Annotated in this window: 21 protein-coding genes; 17 read left to right on the top strand and 4 right to left on the bottom strand. The window is 68.4% G+C overall.

Translation table 11 applies throughout. The features are described from left to right. Positions 1-25: 25 nt before the first annotated feature. The 7 genes from QWY80_RS17985 to QWY80_RS17955 all read left to right on the top strand — a co-directional run bounded on the left by QWY80_RS17985 (position 26) and on the right by QWY80_RS17955 (position 6,049). A complete protein-coding gene (locus QWY80_RS17985) occupies positions 26-631 on the top strand; it encodes a c-type cytochrome (protein ID WP_290234701.1) in 606 nt (201 codons plus the stop codon). A 76-nt stretch (positions 632-707) separates the two neighbouring features. Beyond that, a complete protein-coding gene (locus tag QWY80_RS17980; protein ID WP_290234697.1) occupies positions 708-1,550 on the top strand; it encodes a quinoprotein dehydrogenase-associated putative ABC transporter substrate-binding protein in 843 nt (280 codons plus the stop codon). Further along, a complete protein-coding gene (locus QWY80_RS17975; protein WP_290234695.1) occupies positions 1,547-2,194 on the top strand; it encodes a hypothetical protein in 648 nt (215 codons plus the stop codon). The genes QWY80_RS17980 and QWY80_RS17975 overlap by 4 nt, the downstream gene beginning before the upstream one ends. An 84-nt stretch (positions 2,195-2,278) precedes the next feature. After that, entirely contained in the window at positions 2,279-3,490 is a 1,212-nt protein-coding gene (locus QWY80_RS17970) for an ABC transporter substrate-binding protein (RefSeq protein WP_290234692.1), read from the top strand. Further along, the gene (locus tag QWY80_RS17965) at positions 3,478-4,485 is read left to right on the top strand and encodes a PQQ-dependent catabolism-associated beta-propeller protein (RefSeq protein ID WP_290234688.1); all 1,008 of its coding nucleotides are present in this window, start codon (positions 3,478-3,480) and stop codon (positions 4,483-4,485) included. Before QWY80_RS17970 ends, QWY80_RS17965 begins: the two co-directional genes overlap by 13 nt. Then, entirely contained in the window at positions 4,482-5,249 is a 768-nt protein-coding gene (locus QWY80_RS17960; RefSeq protein WP_290234685.1) for an ATP-binding cassette domain-containing protein, read from the top strand. The genes QWY80_RS17965 and QWY80_RS17960 overlap by 4 nt, the downstream gene beginning before the upstream one ends. After that, complete coding sequence (locus QWY80_RS17955; protein WP_353960462.1) at positions 5,240-6,049, top strand: ABC transporter permease; 810 nt, start codon at positions 5,240-5,242, stop codon at positions 6,047-6,049. The genes QWY80_RS17960 and QWY80_RS17955 overlap by 10 nt, the downstream gene beginning before the upstream one ends. A gap of 7 nt (positions 6,050-6,056) precedes the next feature. Here the strand turns inward: QWY80_RS17955 and QWY80_RS17950 are convergent, their stop codons facing one another. The 3 genes from QWY80_RS17950 to QWY80_RS17940 all read right to left on the bottom strand — a co-directional run bounded on the left by QWY80_RS17950 (position 6,057) and on the right by QWY80_RS17940 (position 7,829). After that, positions 6,057-6,449 carry a c-type cytochrome gene (locus QWY80_RS17950; protein ID WP_290234683.1) on the bottom strand — a complete coding sequence of 131 codons (393 nt, stop codon included), beginning with the start codon at positions 6,447-6,449 and terminating at the stop codon, positions 6,057-6,059. 6 nt (positions 6,450-6,455) lie between these two features. Then, the gene (locus tag QWY80_RS17945) at positions 6,456-6,821 is read right to left on the bottom strand and encodes a hypothetical protein (RefSeq protein ID WP_290234680.1); all 366 of its coding nucleotides are present in this window, start codon (positions 6,819-6,821) and stop codon (positions 6,456-6,458) included. Positions 6,822-6,938: 117 nt separating this feature from the next. Then, positions 6,939-7,829, bottom strand: coding sequence for a LysR family transcriptional regulator (locus QWY80_RS17940; RefSeq protein ID WP_290234676.1), 891 nt, complete (start codon positions 7,827-7,829; stop codon positions 6,939-6,941). Between the two features lie 128 nt (positions 7,830-7,957). On the opposite strand from QWY80_RS17940, the gene QWY80_RS17935 reads away from it, so the two are divergent. From QWY80_RS17935 to etfB, 10 genes are all read left to right on the top strand, one after another. After that, positions 7,958-9,067: an S-(hydroxymethyl)glutathione dehydrogenase/class III alcohol dehydrogenase gene (locus QWY80_RS17935; RefSeq protein WP_290234673.1), complete on the top strand. Its 1,110-nt coding sequence runs from the start codon at positions 7,958-7,960 to the stop codon at positions 9,065-9,067. Between the two features lie 87 nt (positions 9,068-9,154). After that, complete coding sequence (gene fghA, locus QWY80_RS17930; RefSeq protein ID WP_290234670.1) at positions 9,155-10,009, top strand: S-formylglutathione hydrolase; 855 nt, start codon at positions 9,155-9,157, stop codon at positions 10,007-10,009. A 308-nt stretch (positions 10,010-10,317) separates the two neighbouring features. Further along, a complete protein-coding gene (gbdR, locus tag QWY80_RS17925) occupies positions 10,318-11,454 on the top strand; it encodes a choline metabolism transcriptional regulator GbdR (RefSeq protein WP_290234666.1) in 1,137 nt (378 codons plus the stop codon). A gap of 92 nt (positions 11,455-11,546) precedes the next feature. Further along, a complete protein-coding gene (gene mtgA, locus QWY80_RS17920) occupies positions 11,547-12,248 on the top strand; it encodes a monofunctional biosynthetic peptidoglycan transglycosylase (protein WP_290234663.1) in 702 nt (233 codons plus the stop codon). Positions 12,249-12,374: 126 nt separating this feature from the next. Then, a complete protein-coding gene (locus QWY80_RS17915) occupies positions 12,375-13,352 on the top strand; it encodes a dipeptidase (RefSeq protein WP_290234660.1) in 978 nt (325 codons plus the stop codon). A 46-nt stretch (positions 13,353-13,398) separates the two neighbouring features. Continuing rightward, positions 13,399-13,944 carry a 4-vinyl reductase gene (locus QWY80_RS17910; protein WP_290234658.1) on the top strand — a complete coding sequence of 182 codons (546 nt, stop codon included), beginning with the start codon at positions 13,399-13,401 and terminating at the stop codon, positions 13,942-13,944. Between the two features lie 12 nt (positions 13,945-13,956). Next, positions 13,957-16,029: a dimethylglycine demethylation protein DgcA gene (gene dgcA, locus QWY80_RS17905; RefSeq protein WP_290234657.1), complete on the top strand. Its 2,073-nt coding sequence runs from the start codon at positions 13,957-13,959 to the stop codon at positions 16,027-16,029. 107 nt (positions 16,030-16,136) lie between these two features. Next, the gene (locus QWY80_RS17900; RefSeq protein ID WP_290234655.1) at positions 16,137-18,107 is read left to right on the top strand and encodes a (Fe-S)-binding protein; all 1,971 of its coding nucleotides are present in this window, start codon (positions 16,137-16,139) and stop codon (positions 18,105-18,107) included. Next, the gene (etfA, locus tag QWY80_RS17895) at positions 18,107-19,378 is read left to right on the top strand and encodes an electron transfer flavoprotein subunit alpha (RefSeq protein WP_290234653.1); all 1,272 of its coding nucleotides are present in this window, start codon (positions 18,107-18,109) and stop codon (positions 19,376-19,378) included. The genes QWY80_RS17900 and etfA overlap by 1 nt, the downstream gene beginning before the upstream one ends. Next, entirely contained in the window at positions 19,368-20,174 is an 807-nt protein-coding gene (gene etfB, locus QWY80_RS17890; RefSeq protein ID WP_290234650.1) for an electron transfer flavoprotein subunit beta, read from the top strand. The genes etfA and etfB overlap by 11 nt, the downstream gene beginning before the upstream one ends. A 71-nt stretch (positions 20,175-20,245) precedes the next feature. Here the strand turns inward: etfB and QWY80_RS17885 are convergent, their stop codons facing one another. Next, on the bottom strand, positions 20,246-20,773 hold the full coding sequence (locus tag QWY80_RS17885) for an invasion associated locus B family protein (protein ID WP_290234647.1): 528 nt from the start codon (positions 20,771-20,773) through the stop codon (positions 20,246-20,248). Between the last annotated feature and the right edge of the window lie 99 nt (positions 20,774-20,872).

The raw sequence follows: 20,872 nt of genomic DNA, 5'->3' as shown, positions 1-20,872 counted from the left end.
GAAGCCATGATAAAGGACGCACAGCATGAAGGAACTCGACAAGCTTCCGGGCCGGTGTCTCCTGCTGGCCGTCACGCTCGGCTTGTTCGCTGCCCAGGGATTGGCCGACGAGCACCGCCGCACCGGTGAGGCGCCGGGCGCCTTCGTCGTCGAGGACGGCAGGGTCGACCCGGCAACCTACGAGGGCTATATCACCTATACTCGGGCGTGCATGGCCTGTCACGGACCGGACGGCCTGGGCTCCTCCTTCGCCCCCAGCCTGATCCGTGCCGCCGAGCGACGCACCTGGTCCGACTTCGCCGGCACCATCGCCTCCGGACGCGAGGTGCAGCCCGGCCGGGTGATGCCCTCCTTCGCCGACGATCCCTATGTGATGTCCAACGTAGAGAACATCTACAGTTACATGCGTGCCCGCGGCGAGGGAGGGCTGGGGCGTGGCCGTCCGAAGATCATCGAGTCGATGCAGGAAGAGGCCGAGGCGGCCGAAGAGGGCACGGACTCCGACGCGTCGGCGCAGGAAGAGGCCGAGACGTCAGGGAAGGACAGGGAATCCGAGGGAGCCCCGCAGGACGGGGCCGAGACGCCGGAGGAGGACGGGGAGTCCGAGGCGTCTACCCAGGACAAGGACTAGGCTGAGTCTGCAACATCGGCAACGCAGGTGGTGTTCAGACTGAGGCGACGTATCCCTTCCCGGAAGCGGAGGTGGCATGAAAGGAGGAGCCTGCCGACGGCTGGCGCTGCTGGTCGCCCTGGCCTGCTGGGGTGGCAGCGGCCCGGTGCTTGCCGACCTGCCGGAACGCCAGGAGCGTGAGGCGCTGAGGGTCTGTGCCGACGGCAATAACCTGCCCTTCAGCAACGAGGCCGGCGAGGGCTTCGAGAACCGCATCGCCGAGTTGATGGCCGAGGACCTGGGGGTGCCCCTGGTCTATGTTTGGGCGCCACAGGTGATGGGGTTCGTGCGCAATACCCTGGAGCTGCGGGTCTGCGACGTCATGATCGGCGCCGCGGCCGGCTATGAGTTCGTGCAGAACACCAACGAATACTACCGCTCCATCTACTCCCTGGTGGTGCCCGAGGGGTCGGACCTCGAGGCCACCAGCCTCACGGATCCGGCGCTGCAGGATCGGCGCATCGGCGTGGTGACGGAGACACCGCCCCTGGTGGTGCTGCGTCGGGCCGGCGCTCGCATCGAGAGCTATCCGCTGATGGTCGACACCCGGGTACGCGCGCCGGTACGTGACGCCATCGACGACGTGGTCGCCGGCAACACCGAGGGTGCCGTGCTGTGGGGCCCGCTGGCCGGCTACTATGCGGCGCGTCAGGACCCACCGCTCAGGGTCATACCACTGGTCGACGACGATTCCGAGGCCCGCCTGGAGTATCGCATCACCATGGGCATCCGCCACGGCGAGCCCCACTGGAAGGACTGGCTCAACGACTTCATCGACCGTCGCCAGGACCGGATCAACGCCATCCTGATGGAGTATGGGGTCCCGTTGCTCGACCGCCATGGCGAGCTGCTCGCTCCCGCCGCGGGAGGCGAATCATGAGATCCCCGGGCCCCTTCGCCCATCGTCTGCTGGTGCTCGGGGTCGGGGCGGCCCTGACGCTGTCCGGCGTGACCCCGGCCGAGGCCCAGCGGGCGGCGGCGGGGCCGCCCGACTGGCCCTGTGTGCAGCGCCTGATTCCCGAGCTGGCCTGGGGCACCATCTGGACCGGGCCCTCGCTGGACGAGCTGGAACAGGCCTGGTGGGAGGACGAGGAGATCGGTCGCGTGGTGCGCTTCGCCACCGCGCGCGAGACGCCCGATGACGAAGCCCTGGAACGCGTCCGCGACTTCGTCGCCTCGGTGGAGGACACCGAGGCCGAGCGGCGGCTGACGCTGCTGTTCGCCGGCCTCTTCGAACTCACCAATCGACAACGGGGCCATGCCATCGACGCCATTCGCCAGGCCGCCAGGGCCCAGCTGGCCCGCCTCGACGCCATCGCCGGGATGGTCGACGAACTCGAGGAGCGGCGGGCCGACGAGAGCGCGGAGGAGGCGGAGATCGAGCGCCTCTCCGAACGGCTGTTCTGGGAACAGCGCACCTTCGAGCGGCGCCAGCAGGCGCTGCCGGCCATGTGCGAGCAACCCTACCTGCTCGAGGAGCGGCTCGGCCGGATGGTGCGGGTGATCAGGGAACGACTGCCCTAGCCGATGGGGCGCTTGCCTGCCCCGGCCAGGATCGTCGCAACGCCCACCACGACCGTGGCAGTTTCGGCTGCCTGAGGAGCATGCATGGAGACCTTGTCACGCCCCTTCCACTGGCTGGTGGTGAGCGGGATCGCCGTCGGCCTGGGGTGGTCGGCGGCCCTGTCGGCCGACACGCCGGACACCCTCACCCTGGGCTATCTGGGCATGGAGCGGCCCGATGACCGGGAGCCGCTCTCGGTGCTCGACCCGGTGCTCGACGACGAGGGCCTCCAGGGCGCCCGGCTCGCCATCGACGACAACAACGCCACGGCGCAGTTCCTGGACCAGGAATTCGTGCTGCACGAGGAAGAGATCGCCGTGGATGGCGAAGTGGGCGAGGCCCTCGAGCGGTTGATCGACCAGGGCGCCGACTGGATCGTCAGCGACCTGCCCGCCGAGGCGCTGCTGGAGCTGATGGCGCATCCCGCCCTGGGCGATCGGGCGGTGTTCAACGCCCGGGCGCCGGACGACGTCCTGCGCGGCGAGTCCTGCCATCCCAACCTCTACCACACCACCCCGAGCCGGCGGATGCTGGCCGATGCCCTGGCCCAGTTCCTCGGCTACAAGCAGTGGCAGCGCTGGACGCTGGTCTACGGCAACACCGACGAGGATCGCCTGCTGGCCGAGGCACTGCGCGCCGCGGCGGAACGCTATGGCCATCGCATCGTGGGGGAGAAGATGTGGCCCCACGACCCCATGTCGCGGCGCGCCGAGGGCGGCTTCCATGCCATCCAGCGCGAGATCCCGGTGTTCGTCCAGGACTTCCCGGAGTACGACGTCCTGGTGATCGCCGACGAGACCGACTACTTCGGCGAGTACTTCCCCTACCAGACCTGGGCGCCGCGTCCGGTGGTGGGGACCCAGGGACTGATCGCCACCGCCTGGCACCGGGCCCACGAGTCCTGGGGGGGCGTCCAGCTGCAGCGGCGCTTCGAGGATCTCGCCGACCGCTGGATGACCCCCCGCGACTTCGGCGCCTGGCTGGCGGTGCGCTCGCTGGGTGAGGCGGCGGCCAGGACCGGGGCCGTCGATCGGGAGACGGTCCTCGACTATATGCTCGGCGAGGAGTTCGAGCTCGCCGGCTACCTGGGCCTGCCGGTCAGCTACCGCACCTGGAACCACCAGCTGCGCCAGCCGATCCTGATCACCGGCCCGCGCATGGTGGCGTCCGTCTCGCCCCAGGAGGGCTACCTGCATCCACGCACGCCGCTCGATTCGCTCGGCGCCGACGAGGGGGAATCGTCATGTCGCTTCTGAGTTCGCGGGCCCGCCGGCCTGCCATCCCGCCCGTCGCCCTGGGACTGGCGCTGGGCGGCCTGCTGGCGCTGCCGCTGGCCGCCCAGGCGGAGCGCATCTTCGTCTCCAACGAGAAGGACAACACCCTCTCGGTGATCGACGGCGAGAGCCTCGAGGTGGTCGAGACCATCCAGGTCGGCCGGCGGCCCCGCTCGATGGCGTTCAGCCACGATGGCAGCGAGCTGTTCGTGGCGGTGGGCGACGACGAGGCCATCGACATGATCGACCTGGAGACCCTGGAGGTGGTGCGCAGCCAGTCCTCCGGCGAGGATCCCGAGGTGATCCGCGTCGACCCCAACCGCCCCTACCTCTATGTTTCCAACGAGGACGACAACATCGTCACGGTGCTCGACTACGAGGCCCGCACCCGGGTCACCGAGATCCCGGTGGGGGTCGAGCCCGAGGGACTCGGCATCAGTCCCGACGGGCGCTGGCTGGTCTCCACCACCGAGACCTCCAACATGGCGCATATCGTCGATGCCGAGCGCATGGAGGCGGTGTACCATCGCCTGGTGGGCGCCCGGCCGCGCCACGCCGAGTTCACCCACGACGGCCGCGAGGCCTGGGTCTCGGCGGAGATCGCCGGCACGGTGTCGATCCTCGACATGGAGGAGACCTTCGACGTCGAGCACACCATCCGCTTCGAGGTGCCGGGCGTGCCCCGGGAGACCGTCCAGGCGGTGGGGGTCGAGTTGACCGCCGATGGCCGCTACGCCTTCGTGGCCCTGGGGCCCTCCAACCGCGTGGCGGTGGTGGACCAGCAGAGCTACGAGGTGCTCGACTATATCCTGGTCGGCCAGCGGGTCTGGCACCTGGCCCTCAACGGCGACGAGAGCCGTCTCTACACCACCAACGGGGTCAGCGGCGACGTCACCGTGATCGAGGTCGACGGCCTGGAAGCGGTCAAGTCGATCCCGGTGGGGCGCTTCCCCTGGGGGGTGGTCGTCGAGCCGTGAGTGACGTTTCCGCCCACGACGGGGGCGAGCCGGCCCTCGAAGTGCGTGAGCTGAGTTTCGCCTACGCCGGCACGCCGGTGCTGGACGCGGTCTCCCTGGCCATCGCGGCCGGGGAGTTCGCGGTGCTGCTGGGTCCCAACGGCGCCGGCAAGACCACGCTGTTCTCGCTGATCACCCGCCTGCACGACCGTCGCCGCGGCGAGATCCGCATCGGCGGCTTCGACGTGCGCCGCCAGGCGGTCCAGGCCCACGCCCGCATCGGCGTGGTGTTCCAGCAGCCGACCCTGGACCTGGACCTCAACGTGGCCCAGAACCTCGCCTATCACGGCGCCCTGCACGGCATGGGCCCGGGCGAGGCGCGGCGGCGCGGCGAGGCGCAACTGACCCGGGTGGGGCTCGCCGAACTCCGGCGCAGGCGGGTGCGCCGGCTCTCCGGCGGACAGCGCCGGCGGGTGGAGATCGCCCGGGGGCTGCTCCACGAGCCGCGCCTGCTGCTGCTCGATGAGCCCACCGTGGGGCTCGACGTCGCCTCGCGACGCGACCTGGTCGAGCACGCCCACCGGCTGTGCGCCGAGGAAGGGGTGGCGGTACTCTGGGCCACCCACCTGATCGACGAGGTGCGCCCCGGCGACCGGGTGCTGGTGCTGCATCGCGGGCGACTGCTCGCCGACAGCACGGCCGAGGCGCTCACCGCCCGGCTCGGCGTCGCCACCCTCGGCGAGGCCTTCGACCGGCTGGTGGGGGAGGACGCGCCATGCGTCTGATGCCCTGGCTGCACTGCCTGCGCGGCGTGGTCGGTCGCGAGCTGCTGCGCTTCCTGCACCAGCGCAGCCGCTTCCTCGCCGCCTTGGTGCGCCCGCTGGTATGGCTGTTCGTGTTCGCCGCCGGCTTCCGCATGGCGCTGGGCGTGGCCATGACCGAGCCCTACCAGACCTACATCCTCTACGAGGTCTACATCGTGCCGGGGCTGGTGGGCATGATCCAGCTGTTCAACGGCATGCAGAGTTCGCTCTCCATGGTCTACGACCGCGAGATGGGCAGCATGCGGGTGCTGCTGGTGAGTCCCTTCCCGCGCTGGTACCTGCTGGTGTGCAAGCTGCTGGCCAGTACCCTGGTGTCGGTGGTGCAGGTCTACGTCTTCCTGGCCATCGCCGGGTGGTACGGCATCCAGGCGCCGCTGGCCGGCTATCTGTGGATCCTGCCGGCGCTGCTGGTCAGCGGCTGCATGGTCGGCGCCCTGGGACTGCTGCTGTCCACCTTCGTGCGTCAGCTGGAGAACTTCGCCGGGATCATGAACTTCGTGATCTTCCCGATGTTCTTCCTCTCCTCGGCGCTCTATCCGCTGTGGCGCCTCCGCGAGGGCAGCCACCTGGTCTACCAGATCGCCGCCCTCAATCCCTTCACCCATGCGGTGGAGATGATCCGCTTCGCGCTCTACGAGCGCGTCAATGGCGAGGCGATCCTGATCAGCGTGACGGTGACCCTGGTGCTGCTGGGGCTGGCGATCCTCGGCTACAACCCCTCGCGGGGCCTGATGGCGCGCAAGGGCGGGGCCGGCGACTGATCGCCCCTCAGCGCTCGGCCCCGGCGGCGCGGGACTCGAGGAAGTGGATGACCCGCCGGCGCGGCGTCGCCTCGAGCCCCCAGAACACCATGCGGGTGCCGGGCAGGAAGGCCTCGGGGTCCGTCAGGAAGGCGTCGAGGGTCTCGGCACTCCAGACGAACTCGGCCTCGCGCAGCACCGGGGAGTAGTCGAAGTCCTCGACGCTGCCGGCCGGGCGCCCGATCAGGCCGTGCAGGCTGGGGCCGGCCAGGTGTTTCCCCGGCTCCAGGCTGTGACAGCCCAGGCACTGGGCGCGAAACAGCCGCTCGCCCTCGGCCGTCTCATCGGCCGGGACCGGGACGGCGAGCAGGCTGGCCGCGAGCAGTGCGCCCGCGGCGGGGGCAAAGGGACGGCGAGCCATGGGGCCTCAGAAGCAGCGCAGGTTGGCGTCGGCCTGGGCCTGGCGCAGCTCCCGCAGCCGGTCCTGCATGCCGGGTTCGGTGCGGAACAGCACCCCCAGTTCGCCACGCTTGTCCTGCAGGCTCATTATCGTCGCCGCCGCCTCGTACTCCTCGTAGTTGAGGTGCTCGGCAATCACGTCGATGCTGCAGGAGCACTTCTGCATGGTCAGGTAGGAGTCACCGTTGGCGGCCATGCAGCCCAGCACGTAGTCGACGCGGGTCTCGGTGGGGTAGTCGTTGGCCAATGCCGAGGGGGCGAAGAGCAGGGCAGGGACCAGCATCACCATGCTGGCCGCCCGGGCGATGCCTGAGGAAGACATGGGCTTGTTCATCTGAATCTCGAAGTAAATGACGGTGCAATGCCGGACACCATGCCCTTCAAGCTATGGCACCCCGCCGATTTTTTCCAATCCGGCCGGTCCAGCGAGTCACCGAACGAGACGGTCGCCTCAGCGTCGCACGGGAAGCCGCTCCTCGATATGTTCGACCAGGTAGTCGATGAACTGGTACACCTTGGGGGAACGGTGTCGATGACGCGGATAGACCGCCCAGACGGCGGTGTCGTCGTGCTGGTAGGAGTCGAGTACCGAGACCAGTTCTCCACTGGCCAGGTAGGTATCCACGTAGTAATCGGGAAGCTGTGCCAATCCCAGCCCCTTGAGGGCTGCATCCAGCAGGGCGGGTCCGGAGTTGGCCTCCCAGGGCCCCGCTACTCGCACCTGACGGCGTTCCCCATTGACATCGAAGCGCCAGTGGTCACGCGAGCCGACGAGACAGCGGTGATGCGCGAGCTCCGACAGGGTATGGGGCTGGGGGATCCGGGCGAAGTAGTCCGGGGAGCCGACCACGTATTCATGTCGCTCGCAGAGCCGTCTGGCGATCAATGTCGAGTCCTTGAGCGTCCCCATGCGGATGGCGATGTCGTAGCCCTCATCGATGATATCCACCTGGCGGTTGGTGAAGTGCAGGCGCACCTCGAGCTTGGGGTGCAGCTTCATGAAGTCATTAACCAGCGGGGCAATGAAGCGCTCACCGAAGGTGGTTGCCGAGGTCAGCTTGAGTATCCCCTGTGGCCGTGCCTGAAGGTCGTTGATGGCAGACTCGGCCTCGCGGAAGCTGTCGAAGAGGTGATGGCAATGCTCGTAGTAGAGGACGCCGGCGTCAGTGAGCTGGATCTGGCGAGTGGTGCGATAGAGCAGGGTAGTACCCAGTTGGTTCTCCAGTTGGCTGACCAGGCGACTGACATGGGAGTTGGAGACCTTGAGGTGTTGGGCGGCGGCGGCAAAGGTCCCCAGACGCACCACCTCGACGAAGGCTTCGACCCGATCCCAGCGTTGCATCCTCACCCCTCCTGTGTCGATTATTGCTCATCGACAATAATGTCATGTGTTTGATGCAGTTTATCTCGAGACGGTGCATTGCCTACACTGATTGGCAGGTTCACACACTGCCAAACGAGGATATCTGCATGAAATCACGCGCCGCCATCGCCCTGGAAGCGGGCCAGCCGCTGGAGCTCACCGAGATCGACGTCGAGGGTCCCAAGGCCGGCGAGGTACTGGTGAAGATCGCCGCTACCAGCGTCTGCCACACCGACGCCTACACCCTCTCCGGGGCCGATCCGGAGGGCAATTTCCCGGCGGTGCTGGGCCACGAGGGCGCCGGCATCGTCGAGGAGGTGGGCGAGGGGGTCACCGGCGTCAAGCCCGGCGACCACGTCATCCCGCTGTATACCGCCGAGTGCGGGCAGTGCAAGTTCTGCCTCTCGGGCAAGACCAACCTCTGCGGTAGCGTGCGTGCCACCCAGGGCAAGGGGGTGATGCCCGACGGCACCAGCCGCTTCTCCCTGGACGGCAAGATGCTGCACCACTACATGGGCACCTCCACCTTCAGCGAATACACCGTGCTGCCCGAGGTGTCGCTGGCGGTGGTGTCCAAGCAGGCGCCGCTGGACAAGATCTGCCTGCTGGGCTGCGGGGTGACCACCGGCATCGGCGCGGTGATGAACACCGCCAGGGTGGAGCCGGGCAGCACCGTGGCGGTGTTCGGCCTGGGCGCCATCGGCCTGGCGGTGATCCAGGGCGCGGTGATGGCCAAGGCGAGCCGCATCATCGCCATCGACGTCAACCCCGAGAAGTTCCAGCTCGCCGAGCAGTTCGGCGCCACCGAGTTCGTCAACCCCAAGGACCACGCCGATCCCATCCAGCAGGTGATCGTCGACCTGACCGACGGTGGGGTCGACTATTCCTTCGAGTGCATCGGCAACGTCAACGTCATGCGCTCGGCGCTGGAGTGCTGCCACAAGGGCTGGGGCGAGTCGATCATCATCGGCGTGGCCGGTGCCGGCGAGGAGATCTCCACGCGGCCGTTCCAGCTGGTCACCGGGCGGGTCTGGAAGGGCTCGGCGTTCGGCGGGGTCAAGGGGCGCACGGAGCTGCCCGGCTACGTGGAGCGCTACATGAACGGCGAGATCAACATCGACGATTTCATCACCCACGACCTGCCCTTCGAGCAGATCAACGAGGCCTTCGACCTGCTGCATCGCGGCGAGAGCATCCGCACCGTGCTGCACTATTGAGCGGCCGGCGCCCGGCGCCCAGCGCTTGGCATTGCCCTTGACCCTGATCGGCGGCCGAGACATCACGGCCGCCAGGAGAGTGATTCGATGACCATGATGGAGCACCTGGAGCCGGTATCGGCCAACAAGAGCTTCGGCGGCTGGCACAAGCGCTATCGCCACCGTTCGCGGGCGCTGGATTGCGAAATGGTGTTCGCCATCTACCTGCCCCCCCAGGCCGAGACCCGGCGGGTGCCGTTGCTGTGGTGGCTGTCGGGACTGACCTGCACCGACGAGAACTTCATGCAGAAGGCCGGGGCCCACCGCCTGGCCGCCGAACTGGGCATCGCCATCGTCTGCCCGGACACCAGCCCGCGCGGCACCGACCTGCCCGGCGAGCACGACAGCTACGACTTCGGCTCCGGTGCCGGCTTCTACGTCAACGCCACCCGCGAGCCCTGGAAGCGCCACTACCGCATGTACGACTACGTGGCCGAGGAACTGCCGTCCGTGGTGCGCCAGCACTTCCCGGTGAACGGTCGCGAGTCGATCAGCGGCCACTCCATGGGGGGCCACGGGGCCCTGGTGATGGCCCTGCGCCGCCCCGGCCACTACCGCTCGGTATCGGCCTTCTCACCCGTCGTCAATCCCACCGAGTGTCCCTGGGGGCAGAAGGCCTTCGCGGGCTATCTCGGCGAGGAGCGCGGCCAGTGGACCCAGTACGACGCCTGCGAGCTGGTGGCCCGTGGCGCCTCCAGCCAGCCGCTGTTCGTCGACCAGGGCGAGGCCGACGACTTCCTCGAGCAGCAGCTGCGACCCGAGCGGCTGGAGGCGGTGTGTGCCGAGCACGACCATCCGCTGACCCTGCGTCGTCACCCGGGCTACGACCACAGCTACTACTTCATCGCCTCCTTCATCGAGGACCACCTGCGTTACCACGCCGAGCGGCTGCACGGGCGCTGATCTCGCCTTACCCGGCGGCGATCGCTGGTCGTCGCCATCTCCTGTCGGTGGGGCGAGCCCGGATCGTGACGGGGTGCTCTGCATTGGCATGCCCGGGCGGGCCCCGCGACCGACGCATGTCCGCAGGCGACATCATTGTTCGAATTCACCGAATGGGGGGAAGCGATAGGCAAATTTCACATGCCTGTTTGCGACATCCTAGGATACCTTCTCTCGAAGCCTTGCCGGATTGCGACGGCAGGGGGCTCGATCAACATTGAAAAGCGACACGACGCCTCCGCAGGCGTCACAGAGGAGATGTCTCGGCCATGACAAACGTCCCCCAAGCCCCTTCCCATGCCGGTACCCAGACCCTGGGCTTCCTGCTGCTGGACAGTTTCACCCTGATCTCGCTCGCTTCGGCCATCGAACCGCTGCGCATGGCCAACCAGCTGGCAGGAAGGGAGCTCTATCGCTGGTTCACCCTGTCGCCGGACGGGGCGCCCGTCCGCGCCAGTGACGGCCTGCTGGTCACCGCGGACGTGGCCACCAACATACCGCTGGCGATGGATATGGTGATCGTGTGCGGAGGGGTGGGCCCCGGCCAGAGCGTGCGCCGCGAGCATCTTGCCTGGCTGCAGGGGCAGGCGCGTCAGTCGCGGCGCCTCGGCGCGATCTGCACCGGCAGTTGGGCGCTGGCCAAGGCAGGGCTGCTGGACGGCTACGAGACCAGCATCCACTGGGAGTGCATGGCCGCCATGAGCGAGGCATTCCCACGCGTGCCGCTGTCGACCCGGCTGTACTGCATCGATCGTGATCGGGCCACGGCCTCGGGGGGCACGGCGCCGCTGGACATGATGCTCAACCTCATCGGCCGCGATCACGGCCGCGAGCTGGCAGCGGGCATCTCCGAGATGTTCATCTACGAGCGGATGCGCAGCGAGCACGACCATCAGCGGATCCCGCTGCGCCACGTCCTGGGGACCAACCAGCCCAAGCTGCTGGAGATCGTCGCCCTGATGGAGGCCAACCTGGAGGAACCCATCTGCCTCGACGAGCTGGCCGAGTACGTCGACCTCTCGCGTCGCCAGTTGGAACGGCTCTTCGAGCGTTACCTGCACTGCTCGCCGTCCCGCTACTACCTCAAGCTGCGCCTGACCCGGGCGCGCCAGCTGCTCAAGCAGACGTCGCTGTCGATCATCGATGTGGCCTCGGCCTGCGGTTTCGTCTCCACGCCGCACTTCTCCAAGTGCTATCGGGAATTCTTCGGCGTCCCCCCTCGCGATGAGCGCCGGGGCATCGCGCCCTCCCCCACGGGCCGGGTTGACGAAGACCTCGCCATGCCGCTCTCCGGTGGGATGATGCCGCTGGCGGCGCAACCGCCGGTCTCCAGTGCCGTGCTGGCCCTCGCCAAGGCCCAGGGGGAACCCACCTACGCCAGCGTAAGGCTCCAGCCGCCCCGCTAGCACTGCGTGGTCGACGAGGTACGGCCGTGCCCCTTCGCCGGGCGCGGCCCCGCCGCTATACTGGTGTCTCCTCCCGATCCGCGAGAAGGCCCATGCTTGGTGACTGGCCGCGCCGTCTCGGCCGCCTGCTTCTGCTGCTCGTCCTCGGCTTCGCCGGTCTCTCCGTACTCCTGGTACTGATGCTGCGCGTGGTGCCGGTATACGGCTCCATGGTGATGGTGGAGCGCAAGGTGCAGTCCTGGGTCGCCCGTGAGCCGATCCGCATCGAGCAGCGGTGGCGCGGTTGGGACGAGATCTCGGACCACGCCAAGCTGGCGGTGATCGCCGCCGAGGACCAGCGTTTCCGCCACCACCGAGGCTTCGACCTGGTGGAGCTGCGGCGTGCCTGGGAGGCGAGTCGCAACGGGGCCACGCTGCGCGGCGCCAGTACCATCAGCCAGCAGACCGCCAAGAACCTCTTCCTGTGGACCGGGCGCAGCTGGATACGCAAGGGCCTCGAGGCCTGGTTCGCCCTGCTCCTCGAGACGCTCTGGCCCAAGCAGCGCATTCTCGAGGTCTATCTCAACATCGCCGAATGGGACAGCGGCGTCTTCGGCCTGGAAGCCGCCGCCCAGCACTACTTCGGTGTCTCGGCGGCGCAACTCAACGCCTACCAGGCCAGTCGCCTGGCGGCCATCCTGCCCGATCCGCGTGGCCGGGATGCGGCGCGGCCCTCTCCGCAGGTGGAGCGGCGCAGTGCCTGGATCCGCCGCCAGATGAACAACCTCGGTCCGGGTTACCTCCAGCAGCTGTAACGAGCTTTTTCCCACCCACGACGGCGATGACGCTTTTGGGATTCCCGTCGTCGCTTCCAGGCGTCGAGGTCCCGGGGGGCGGCGATATGCTGCCGGCAAGTCAACGTCACTGCCGGAGCACTCCCCATGACCCCCCGCGAATTGCACGACGACGCCATCGTCATCGACGGCCTGATCATCGCCAAGTGGAACCGTGAACTGCTCGAGGACATGCGCCGCGGCGGCCTGACCGCCGCCAACTGCACCGTCTCGGTGTGGGAGGGCTTCCAGGCCACCGTCGACAACATCGTCAAGTCCAACCGACTGATGGACGAGTGCAGCGACCTGGTGCGCCCGGTGCGTACCACTGCCGACATCACCCGGGCCAAGGAAGAGGGCAAGACCGGGATCATCTACGGTTTCCAGAACGCCCACGCCTTCGAGGACCAGATCGGCTACGTCGAGGTCTTCAAGCAGCTCGGCGTGGGCATCGTGCAGATGTGCTACAACACCCAGAACCTGGTGGGCACCGGTTGCTACGAGCGTGACGGCGGTCTCTCCGACTTCGGCCGCGAGATCGTCGCCGAGATGAATCGCGTCGGTATCATGTGCGACCTCTCCCACGTGGGCGCCAAGACCTCCGAGGAGGTGATCCTCGAGTCCAGGCAGCCGGTCTGCTACTCCCACTGCCTGCCCTCCGGGCTCAAGGAGCACCCGCGCAACAAGTCCGACGAGGAGCTCAAGTTCATCGCCGACCACGGCGGCTTCGTCGGCGTGACCATGTTCACCCCCTTCCTGCGCGCCGGGGTCGATGCCACCGTCGACGACTACGTCGAGGCCATCGAGTACGTGATGAACATCGTCGGCGAGGACGCCATCGGCATCGGCACCGACTTCACCCAGGGCCACGGCCAGGACTTCTTCGAGTGGCTGACCCATGACAAGGGCTATGCCCGCCGCCTGACCCGCTTCGGCAAGATCATCAACCCGGAAGGCATCCGCACCATCGGCGAGTTCCCCAACCTCACCGAGGCCCTGCTGCGCCGCGGCTTCAGCGAGCCTCAGGTGCGCAAGATCATGGGCGAGAACTGGGTCCGCGTGCTGAAGGACGTCTGGGGCGCCTGACAGCCCGCAGCTTTACACCTAACAACGATTTCAGAGGAATTCGACCGTGACCAAGATGGCCCCCGAACTGCCCATCGAAGTGGATAGCGAAACCGGCGTCTGGACCACCGATGCCCTGCCCATGCTCTATGTGCCGCGGCACTTCTTCATCAACAACCATGTGGCCGTGGAGGAGGCGCTGGGCGCCGAGAAGTATGCCGAGATCCTCTACCACGCCGGCTACAAGAGCGCCTGGCACTGGTGCGAGAAGGAGGCCGAACTGCACGGCCTCGAGGGCGAGGCGGTGTTCGAGCACTACATGACGCGCCTGTCCCAGCGCGGCTGGGGCCATTTCATCACCGAGGCGATCGACCTCGACGCCGGGATGGCTCGGGTGCGCCTGGAGCACAGCGCCTTCGTCTACCAACTGGGCAAGGTGGGTCGCAAGGTCGAGTACATGTTCACCGGCTGGTTCGCCGGGGCCATGGACCAGATTCTCGCCGCCCGGGGCAGCGAGCTGCGTACCGTCGCCGAACAGACCCAGAGCGCCGCCGAGGAAGGCTGCGACGTGGGCATCTTCGTTACCCGTCCGCTCGACACCCACCGGGGCTGAGGAGTCACGACCATGGCATTCGACGCACTCTTCCAGCCGATCCAGATCGGCAACCTGACCATCCGCAACCGCGTGGTCAGCACCGCCCACGCCGAGGTCTACGCCACCGACGGCGGCATGACCACCGACCGCTACGTCAAGTACTACGAGGAGAAGGCCAAGGGCGGCTGCGGTCTGGCCATCTGCGGCGGCTCCTCGGTGGTCTCCATCGACAGCCCCCAGGCCTGGTGGAGCTCGGTGAACCTCGCCACCGACCGCATCATCCCGCACTTCCAGAATCTCGCCGATGCCGTGCACAAGCATGGCGGCAGGATCATGATCCAGATCACCCACATGGGGCGCCGCTCCCGCTGGGATGGCTTCGACTGGACGACCCTGCTGTCGCCCTCCGGCATCCGCGAGCCGGTGCACCGCTCCACCTGCAAGACCATCGAGGAGGAGGAGATCTGGCGCATCATCGGTGACTTCGCCCAGGCCGCGCGCCGGGCCAAGGAGGGCGGCCTGGATGGCGTCGAGCTGTCCGCCGTGCACCAGCACCTGATCGACCAGTTCTGGAGCCCGCGGGTCAACAAGCGCGAGGACCAGTGGGGCGGCAGCTTCGAGAACCGCATGCGCTTCGGCATGGAGGTGCTCAAGGCGGTGCGCGCCGAGGTGGGCGACGACTTCGTGGTGGGCATGCGTATCTGCGGCGACGAATTCCACCCGGACGGCCTCACCCACGAGGACATGAAGCGGATCGCCGCCTACTATGACGCCACCGGCCAGGTGGACTTCTTCGGCGTGATCGGCTCCGGCTGCGATACCCACAACTCGCTGGCCAACGTGATTCCCAACATGTCCTACCCGCCGGAGCCCTTCCTGCACCTGGCGGCGGGCATCAAGGAAGTGGTCGGCGTGCCGGTGATCCATGCCCAGAACATCAAGGATCCCAACCAGGCCCAGCGGATCCTCGAGGGCGGCTATGTGGACCTGGTGGGCATGACCCGGGCGCATATCGCCGACCCGCACCTGATCGCCAAGATCAAGATGGGCCAGGTGGACCAGATCAAGCAGTGCGTGGGCGCCAACTACTGCATCGACCGCCAGTACCAGGGCCTGGACGTGCTGTGCATCCAGAACGCCGCCACCTCCCGGGAGTATATGGGCCTGCCCCATATCATCGAGAAGAGCGAGGGCCCCAAACGCAAGGTCGTGGTGGTGGGCGGTGGTCCCGGTGGCATGGAGGCGGCCCGGGTCGCCGCCGAGCGCGGCCATGAGGTGACCCTGTTCGAGGCCGCGGAGGCCTTGGGCGGGCAGATCACCATCGCCGCCCAGGCCCCGCAGCGCGACCAGATTGCCGGCATCACCCGCTGGTATCAGCTGGAGCTGGCGCGTCTCAAGGTCGACCTGCGCCTGGGTACCCTGGCCGACGAGGCGACCCTCCTCGACCTGCGCCCGGACATCGTGGTGCTGGCCACCGGCGGTCAGCCCTTCCTGAGCCAGCACCCGGAGTGGGGCTATTCCGAGTCCCCCGAGGAGAGCCTGGTGGTGAGCACCTGGGACATCCTCTCGGGCAAGGTGGCGCCGGGTAGGAACGTGCTGATCTTTGATGCCATCTGCGAGTTCTCCGGGGTCTCGGCGGCGGACTTCCTGGCCGACAAGGGCGCCAAGGTGGAAATCGTCACCGACGACATCAAGCCCGGCGCGGCGGTGGGCGGCACCACCTTCCCCACCTACTACCGCAGCCTCTACGAGAAAGAGGTGATCATGACCTCGGACCTCGCGCTGCACAGGGTCTACCGCGAGGGCGACGGCCTGGTGGCGGTGCTCGAGAACGAGTACACCGGCGCCCTGGAAGAGCGGGTGGTCGACCAGGTGGTGGTGGAGAACGGCGTGCGTCCCGACGAGGGCCTCTACTATGCCCTCAAGGAGCAGTCGCGCAACAAGGGCCAGCTGGACCTGGAGGCGCTCTACGCCATCCAGCCCCAGCCCTGCCTGAGCGAGGCGGGGGATGGCTTCCTGCTGTTCCGCCTGGGTGACTGCACGGCGCCACGCAACACCCACGCGGCCATCTACGATGCCCTGCGGATCTGCAAGGACTTCTGACCACCCGCTGGATGCCAGAAGCTTGAAGCTGGAAGTGAAACGCGGCCTTTTGCCCTTTCTTCCAGCTTCCGGCTTCCAGCTTCCGGCTCGCCTATGAGGTGAGCACCATGCTCGAGACGCTATTGCCGATACTGATCTTTTCCGCCCTGGGCCTGGCGGTGATCGGCGCCTGGCGGCGTGTTCGCCTGTGGCGCCAGGGGCGGCCGTCGCCCGTGCCGCTGCTCAAGGGGCTGGCGGCCATGCCGCGCCGCTACCTGGTCGACCTCCACCATGTGGTGGAGCGCGACAAGGTGATGTCCAACACTCATGTGGCCACCGCCGGCGGCTTCGTGGCCGCCGCCGTGCTGATGATCCTGGTGCATGGCCTGGGGCTGGGCTCTTCAGAAGGACTGGGGGGCGTGCTGGGCTGGGCGCTGCTGGCGGCCAGCGCCTGCATGTTCGTGGGCAGCCTGTTCGTGGCCAGGCGCCGCCGTCACCCACCGGCGCGCCTGTCCAAGGGACCCTGGATGCGCCTGCCCAAGAGCCTGATGGCCTTCTCCCTGGGCGTCTTCCTGATCACCCTGCCGACGGTGGGCGTGCTGCCCGAAGACTTCGGTAGCTGGATCCTGGCGCTGGCGCTGGCCGCGGTGGTGGTCTGGGGCCTGGGTGAGATGGTCTTCGGCATGACCTGGGGCGGGCCCATGAAGCACGCCTTCGCCGGCGCCCTGCATCTGGCCTTCCATCGCCGTCCCGAACGCTTCGGCGGAGGGCGTTCGACAGGCCTCAAGGCGCTGGATCTCGACGACCCTGAGGCCAAGCTGGGGGTGGAGACGCCCAGCGACTTCACCTGGAACCAGCTGCTCGGTTTCGACGCCTGCGTGCAGTGCGGGCGCTGCGAGGCGGTCTGCCCGGCCTTCGCCGCCGGCCAGCCGCTCAACCCCAAGAAGTTGATCCAGGACATGGTGGTGGGCCTGGCTGGCGGCAGCGACGCCGCCTATGCCGGCAGCCCCTATCCCGGAAAACCCGTGGGGGAACATCACGGCAACCCCCACGGGCCCATCGTCGCCCGGGAGGGCGAGGCGCTGGTGGACGCCGAGACCCTGTGGTCCTGCACCACCTGCCGCGCCTGCGTCGAGGAGTGCCCGATGATGATCGAGCACGTCGATGCCATCGTCGATATGCGCCGTTTCCTCACCCTCGAGCACGGCAACACTCCCAACAAGGGCGCCGAGGTGCTCGACAACCTGATCGCCACCGACAATCCCGGCGGCTTCGACCCCGGCGCGCGGCTGCACTGGGCCGCCGATCTCGACCTGCCCATGATGGCCGAGCGAGGCGAGGCCGAGGTGCTGCTGTGGCTGGGCGACGGCGCCTACGATATGCGCAATCAGCGCACCCTGAGGGCCCTGGTCAAGGTGCTGCGCGCCGCCGAGGTGGATTTCGCGGTGCTCGGCAACGAGGAGCGCGACAGCGGCGACGTGGCGCGACGGTTGGGTGACGAGGCGACCTTCCAGTCACTGGCCCGGCGCAATATCGCCACCCTGGCCAAATACCGCTTCCGGCACATCGTCACCTGTGACCCGCACAGCTTCCATGTGCTGGGCAACGAATACGGCGAGCTGGGCGGGCACTATGCGGTCCAGCACCACAGCACCTTTATCGCCGAGCTGTATGACGCCGGGCGGCTCGCCTTCAAGCCCTGGAAGGGCGGGCGCGTCACCTATCATGACCCCTGCTACCTGGGCCGCTACAACGGCGAGTTCGAGGCGCCGCGCCGGGTGCTGGCGGCCCTGGGCATCCAGGTGGCGGAGATGGAGCGCTCCGGCTTCCGCTCGCGCTGCTGTGGCGGCGGTGGCGGGGCGCCGATCACCGATATTCCCGGCAAGCAGCGGATTCCCGACATGCGCATGAACGACGTCGAGGCGACCGGTGCCGAGCTGGTGGCGGTGGGTTGCCCGCAGTGCACCGCCATGCTGGAGGGGGTCGTCGATGCCGGCGCCGAGGTCCGGGACATCGCCGAGCTGGTCGCCGACGCTCTGACGGAGGCGCCCCAGGCGACCGGCGAAACCGTCCGGCCCCAGGCCGTGGAGGTGGTGTGATGAACGAGATCAAGCGTCGCGATCCGCGCAAGGAATGGATCGCCCGGAACCGGCTGCACCCGCAGCACCTGGAGGTGCTGGCCGAGCGCGGCCAGGGCGCGGCCAGCGAGTGGCTGGGGCCCAACGGGGTGGTGCGCAAGAACCCCCATGCCATCGGCTTCATCGGCCCCAATGGCGTCAAGCGCATCGACCGCAGCGGCGCCCAGCAGGGCGGCCAGGCCGCGGGCAGTACCCGCCAGGCGGCCCAGGATAGCCGTCGCAACGTCACCATCGAGGCCCCGGCCTTCCTGGTGGCGGTGGTGCCGGAACTCTCCGGCGGTCGCCTGTCCGGCCACGACAAGGACCTGCTGGGCCTGGCCCGGCGCCTGGCCGATGCCGACCCCGAGCGCCCCGGTGCCGTGCTGGCCGTGGTGTTCGGCGAGCACAAGGAGGAGGGCTTCGGCGAAGCGGGCATCGATCGCCTGCTGCACCTCGACGACGACGCCTATGCCGGCTTCGCCCCCGAGGCGCGCCTGGCGGCGCTCTCCGCCGTGGAGCGGGAGTTGGCGCCGCGTCACTGGCTGCTGCCCGATTCCCCCCTGGGCGGGGCCGATCTGGGGCGGCGCCTGGCGCTGCGCCTGGGCGAGCGGCCCGCCACCGGGGTCTGGCAGATCGAGGCCGATGGCGAGGCACCGCTGGGCTGGCGTTGCACCGCCCGCGGCGCGGCGGAGAGCCTGGATATCCAGCGGCCCCTGCCGCGGGTCGCCCTGGCCCTGGCCGAGTGTGCCGAGCCGGTGGACGAGACCCGTCACGCCGCCGAGCCGCTGAGCCTGGCGGAGGCGATTCCCAGCGCCTTCTCGCGGATCGAGGACCTGGGCCAAGTGGCGGTGGATCCCGCCGGGGTGGCGCTGGCCGAGGCGGAGTTCATCGTCTCCGGCGGCAACGGCGTCAAGGATTGGGACGGCTTCCACCATGCCGCCAGGGTGCTGGGGGCCACCGAAGGGGCCTCCCGCGTGGCTGTCGATGACGGCTTTATGGAACGCCATCGCCAGGTGGGGGCCACCGGCACCTGGGTCACCGCTCGGGTCTACCTGGCGGTGGGCATCAGTGGGGCCATCCAGCACCTGCAGGGCATCCAGAGCTGCGACAAGGTGGTGGCCATCAACCTCGACCCCGGATGCGACATGATCAAGCGCGCCGACCTGGCGGTGGTCAGCGACAGCGGCGAGATCCTCGCCGCCCTGGTGGCCAAGGTGGAACAGCAGCGAGGAGGGCAGCGCGATGCGGCCTGAACAGCAGGGAGTCGAGGTGGCGGTACTGGTCTCGGTGGGTTGCCACCCCATCACCGGGCGCGCTCGCCGCGCCGATCAGGATGCCCGCGGCCTGGAGTTGGCCCTGGGCCTGGAGCGTCAGCTGCCCGGCAGCCGGGTCAGCCTGCTGCATGCCGGCCCGCGCGGCGAGGAGAGCGAAGCGGCGCTGCGCGGCTACCTGGGCATGGGGCTGGAGAGCCTGACGCTGCTGGAGCAGGCCGAGGGCAGCGATGCCATCCCGGCCCTGGCCGAGCACCTGGCCGCGGCGCCGCCGCAACTGGTGATCACCGGCGCCCGGGCGGAGCGCGGCGAAGGCTCGGGGCTCTTGCCCTATGCCCTGGCCGAGCGCCTGGGCTGGCCGCTGGTCAATGGCCTGGCCGCGGTGGAGACGATCGAGAACGGCGTGGCGACCCTGTTGCAGGCCCTGCCCCGGGGCCAGCGGCGGCGCCTCAAGGTGCGCCTGCCGGCCATCGTCAGCGTGGATGGGGCGGCCCCCGTGGCGCGCCAGAGCGCCTTCGGCCCGGCCCGCCGGGCCGAGCTCGAGGCGACCTCGGTCCCCGCCGAGCCCGACCGGGAGCTGGCCGAGTGGCAGCTGGCGCCGGCCCGCAAGCGGCCCAAGCGCCTGAAGATCGTCAAGGCGGCCTCGGCCCGGGATCGCTTCAAGGCCGCCGCCGCCAAGGCGGAGGGCGGCGGTGGCCAGGTGCTCACCGACGTGACGCCGGAGCAGGGCGCCGAGGCGATCTTCAAGCTGCTCCAGGAAGAGGGCGTACTGCGCTAGTCGCGTCGCTGCGGAGCTCCATCGAAAAGGCCCCGGTCATGCGACCGGGGCCTTTTGGCATGGGGAAGCGATCAGGGCGTGATGCGCTGGCTAGCGGAGGTAAAGCCCATCAGCGAGATGTCCAGGTCGATGCGCTCGCCGCGCGGGTCGATCAGGCTCAGGGTGGCCGTGTTGCCGCCACGCAGTGCCTCGAGCAGGGACGGCTGGAGGGGCAGGTCGGCACGGCAGCCCTGCTGCATGCAGACCTGGTAGGGGAACTGGGCCGGCTCTCCGCCACCCACCTGGAGCTGCAGGCCAGGGGCGAGGCGCACGCCGAGCGGCAGCAGGAAGGTCATCGCCGGCCCGTCGAGCTGCGGCGGATACGCCACGATCACCTGCATCAGGGGTTGATTGCCGCCCGGGTCGTTGACCACCTGGTTCATCGTGCAGTTGCCTCCACCCTCGCTGGGGCAGGCGACCTCCCAGTCACGGAACTGTTCGGTGGTGACATCGGCGCCGGCAGCCCCCGGCGAGGCCTGCTGGGCGAAGGCGGGCGGAACCAGGGCCAGTAGCGACAACAGGCCGGCCAGGGTCAAGAAGCGGGCGAAACGGTTCGACATCGGGAGTTCCTCCTCGGCGGATAGGATCATGGGCGCTCGAGCGGAGCGTGCCTCCAGATCACTACCATGCCCGTTCGTTCCTGCAAGATCGAGCCCCTC

Origin of the sequence: Halomonas ramblicola, from assembly GCF_030409215.1 — a bacterium.
Classification (GTDB): domain Bacteria; phylum Pseudomonadota; class Gammaproteobacteria; order Pseudomonadales; family Halomonadaceae; genus Halomonas; species Halomonas ramblicola.
This window is presented reverse-complemented; position numbering and strand designations above follow the sequence as displayed.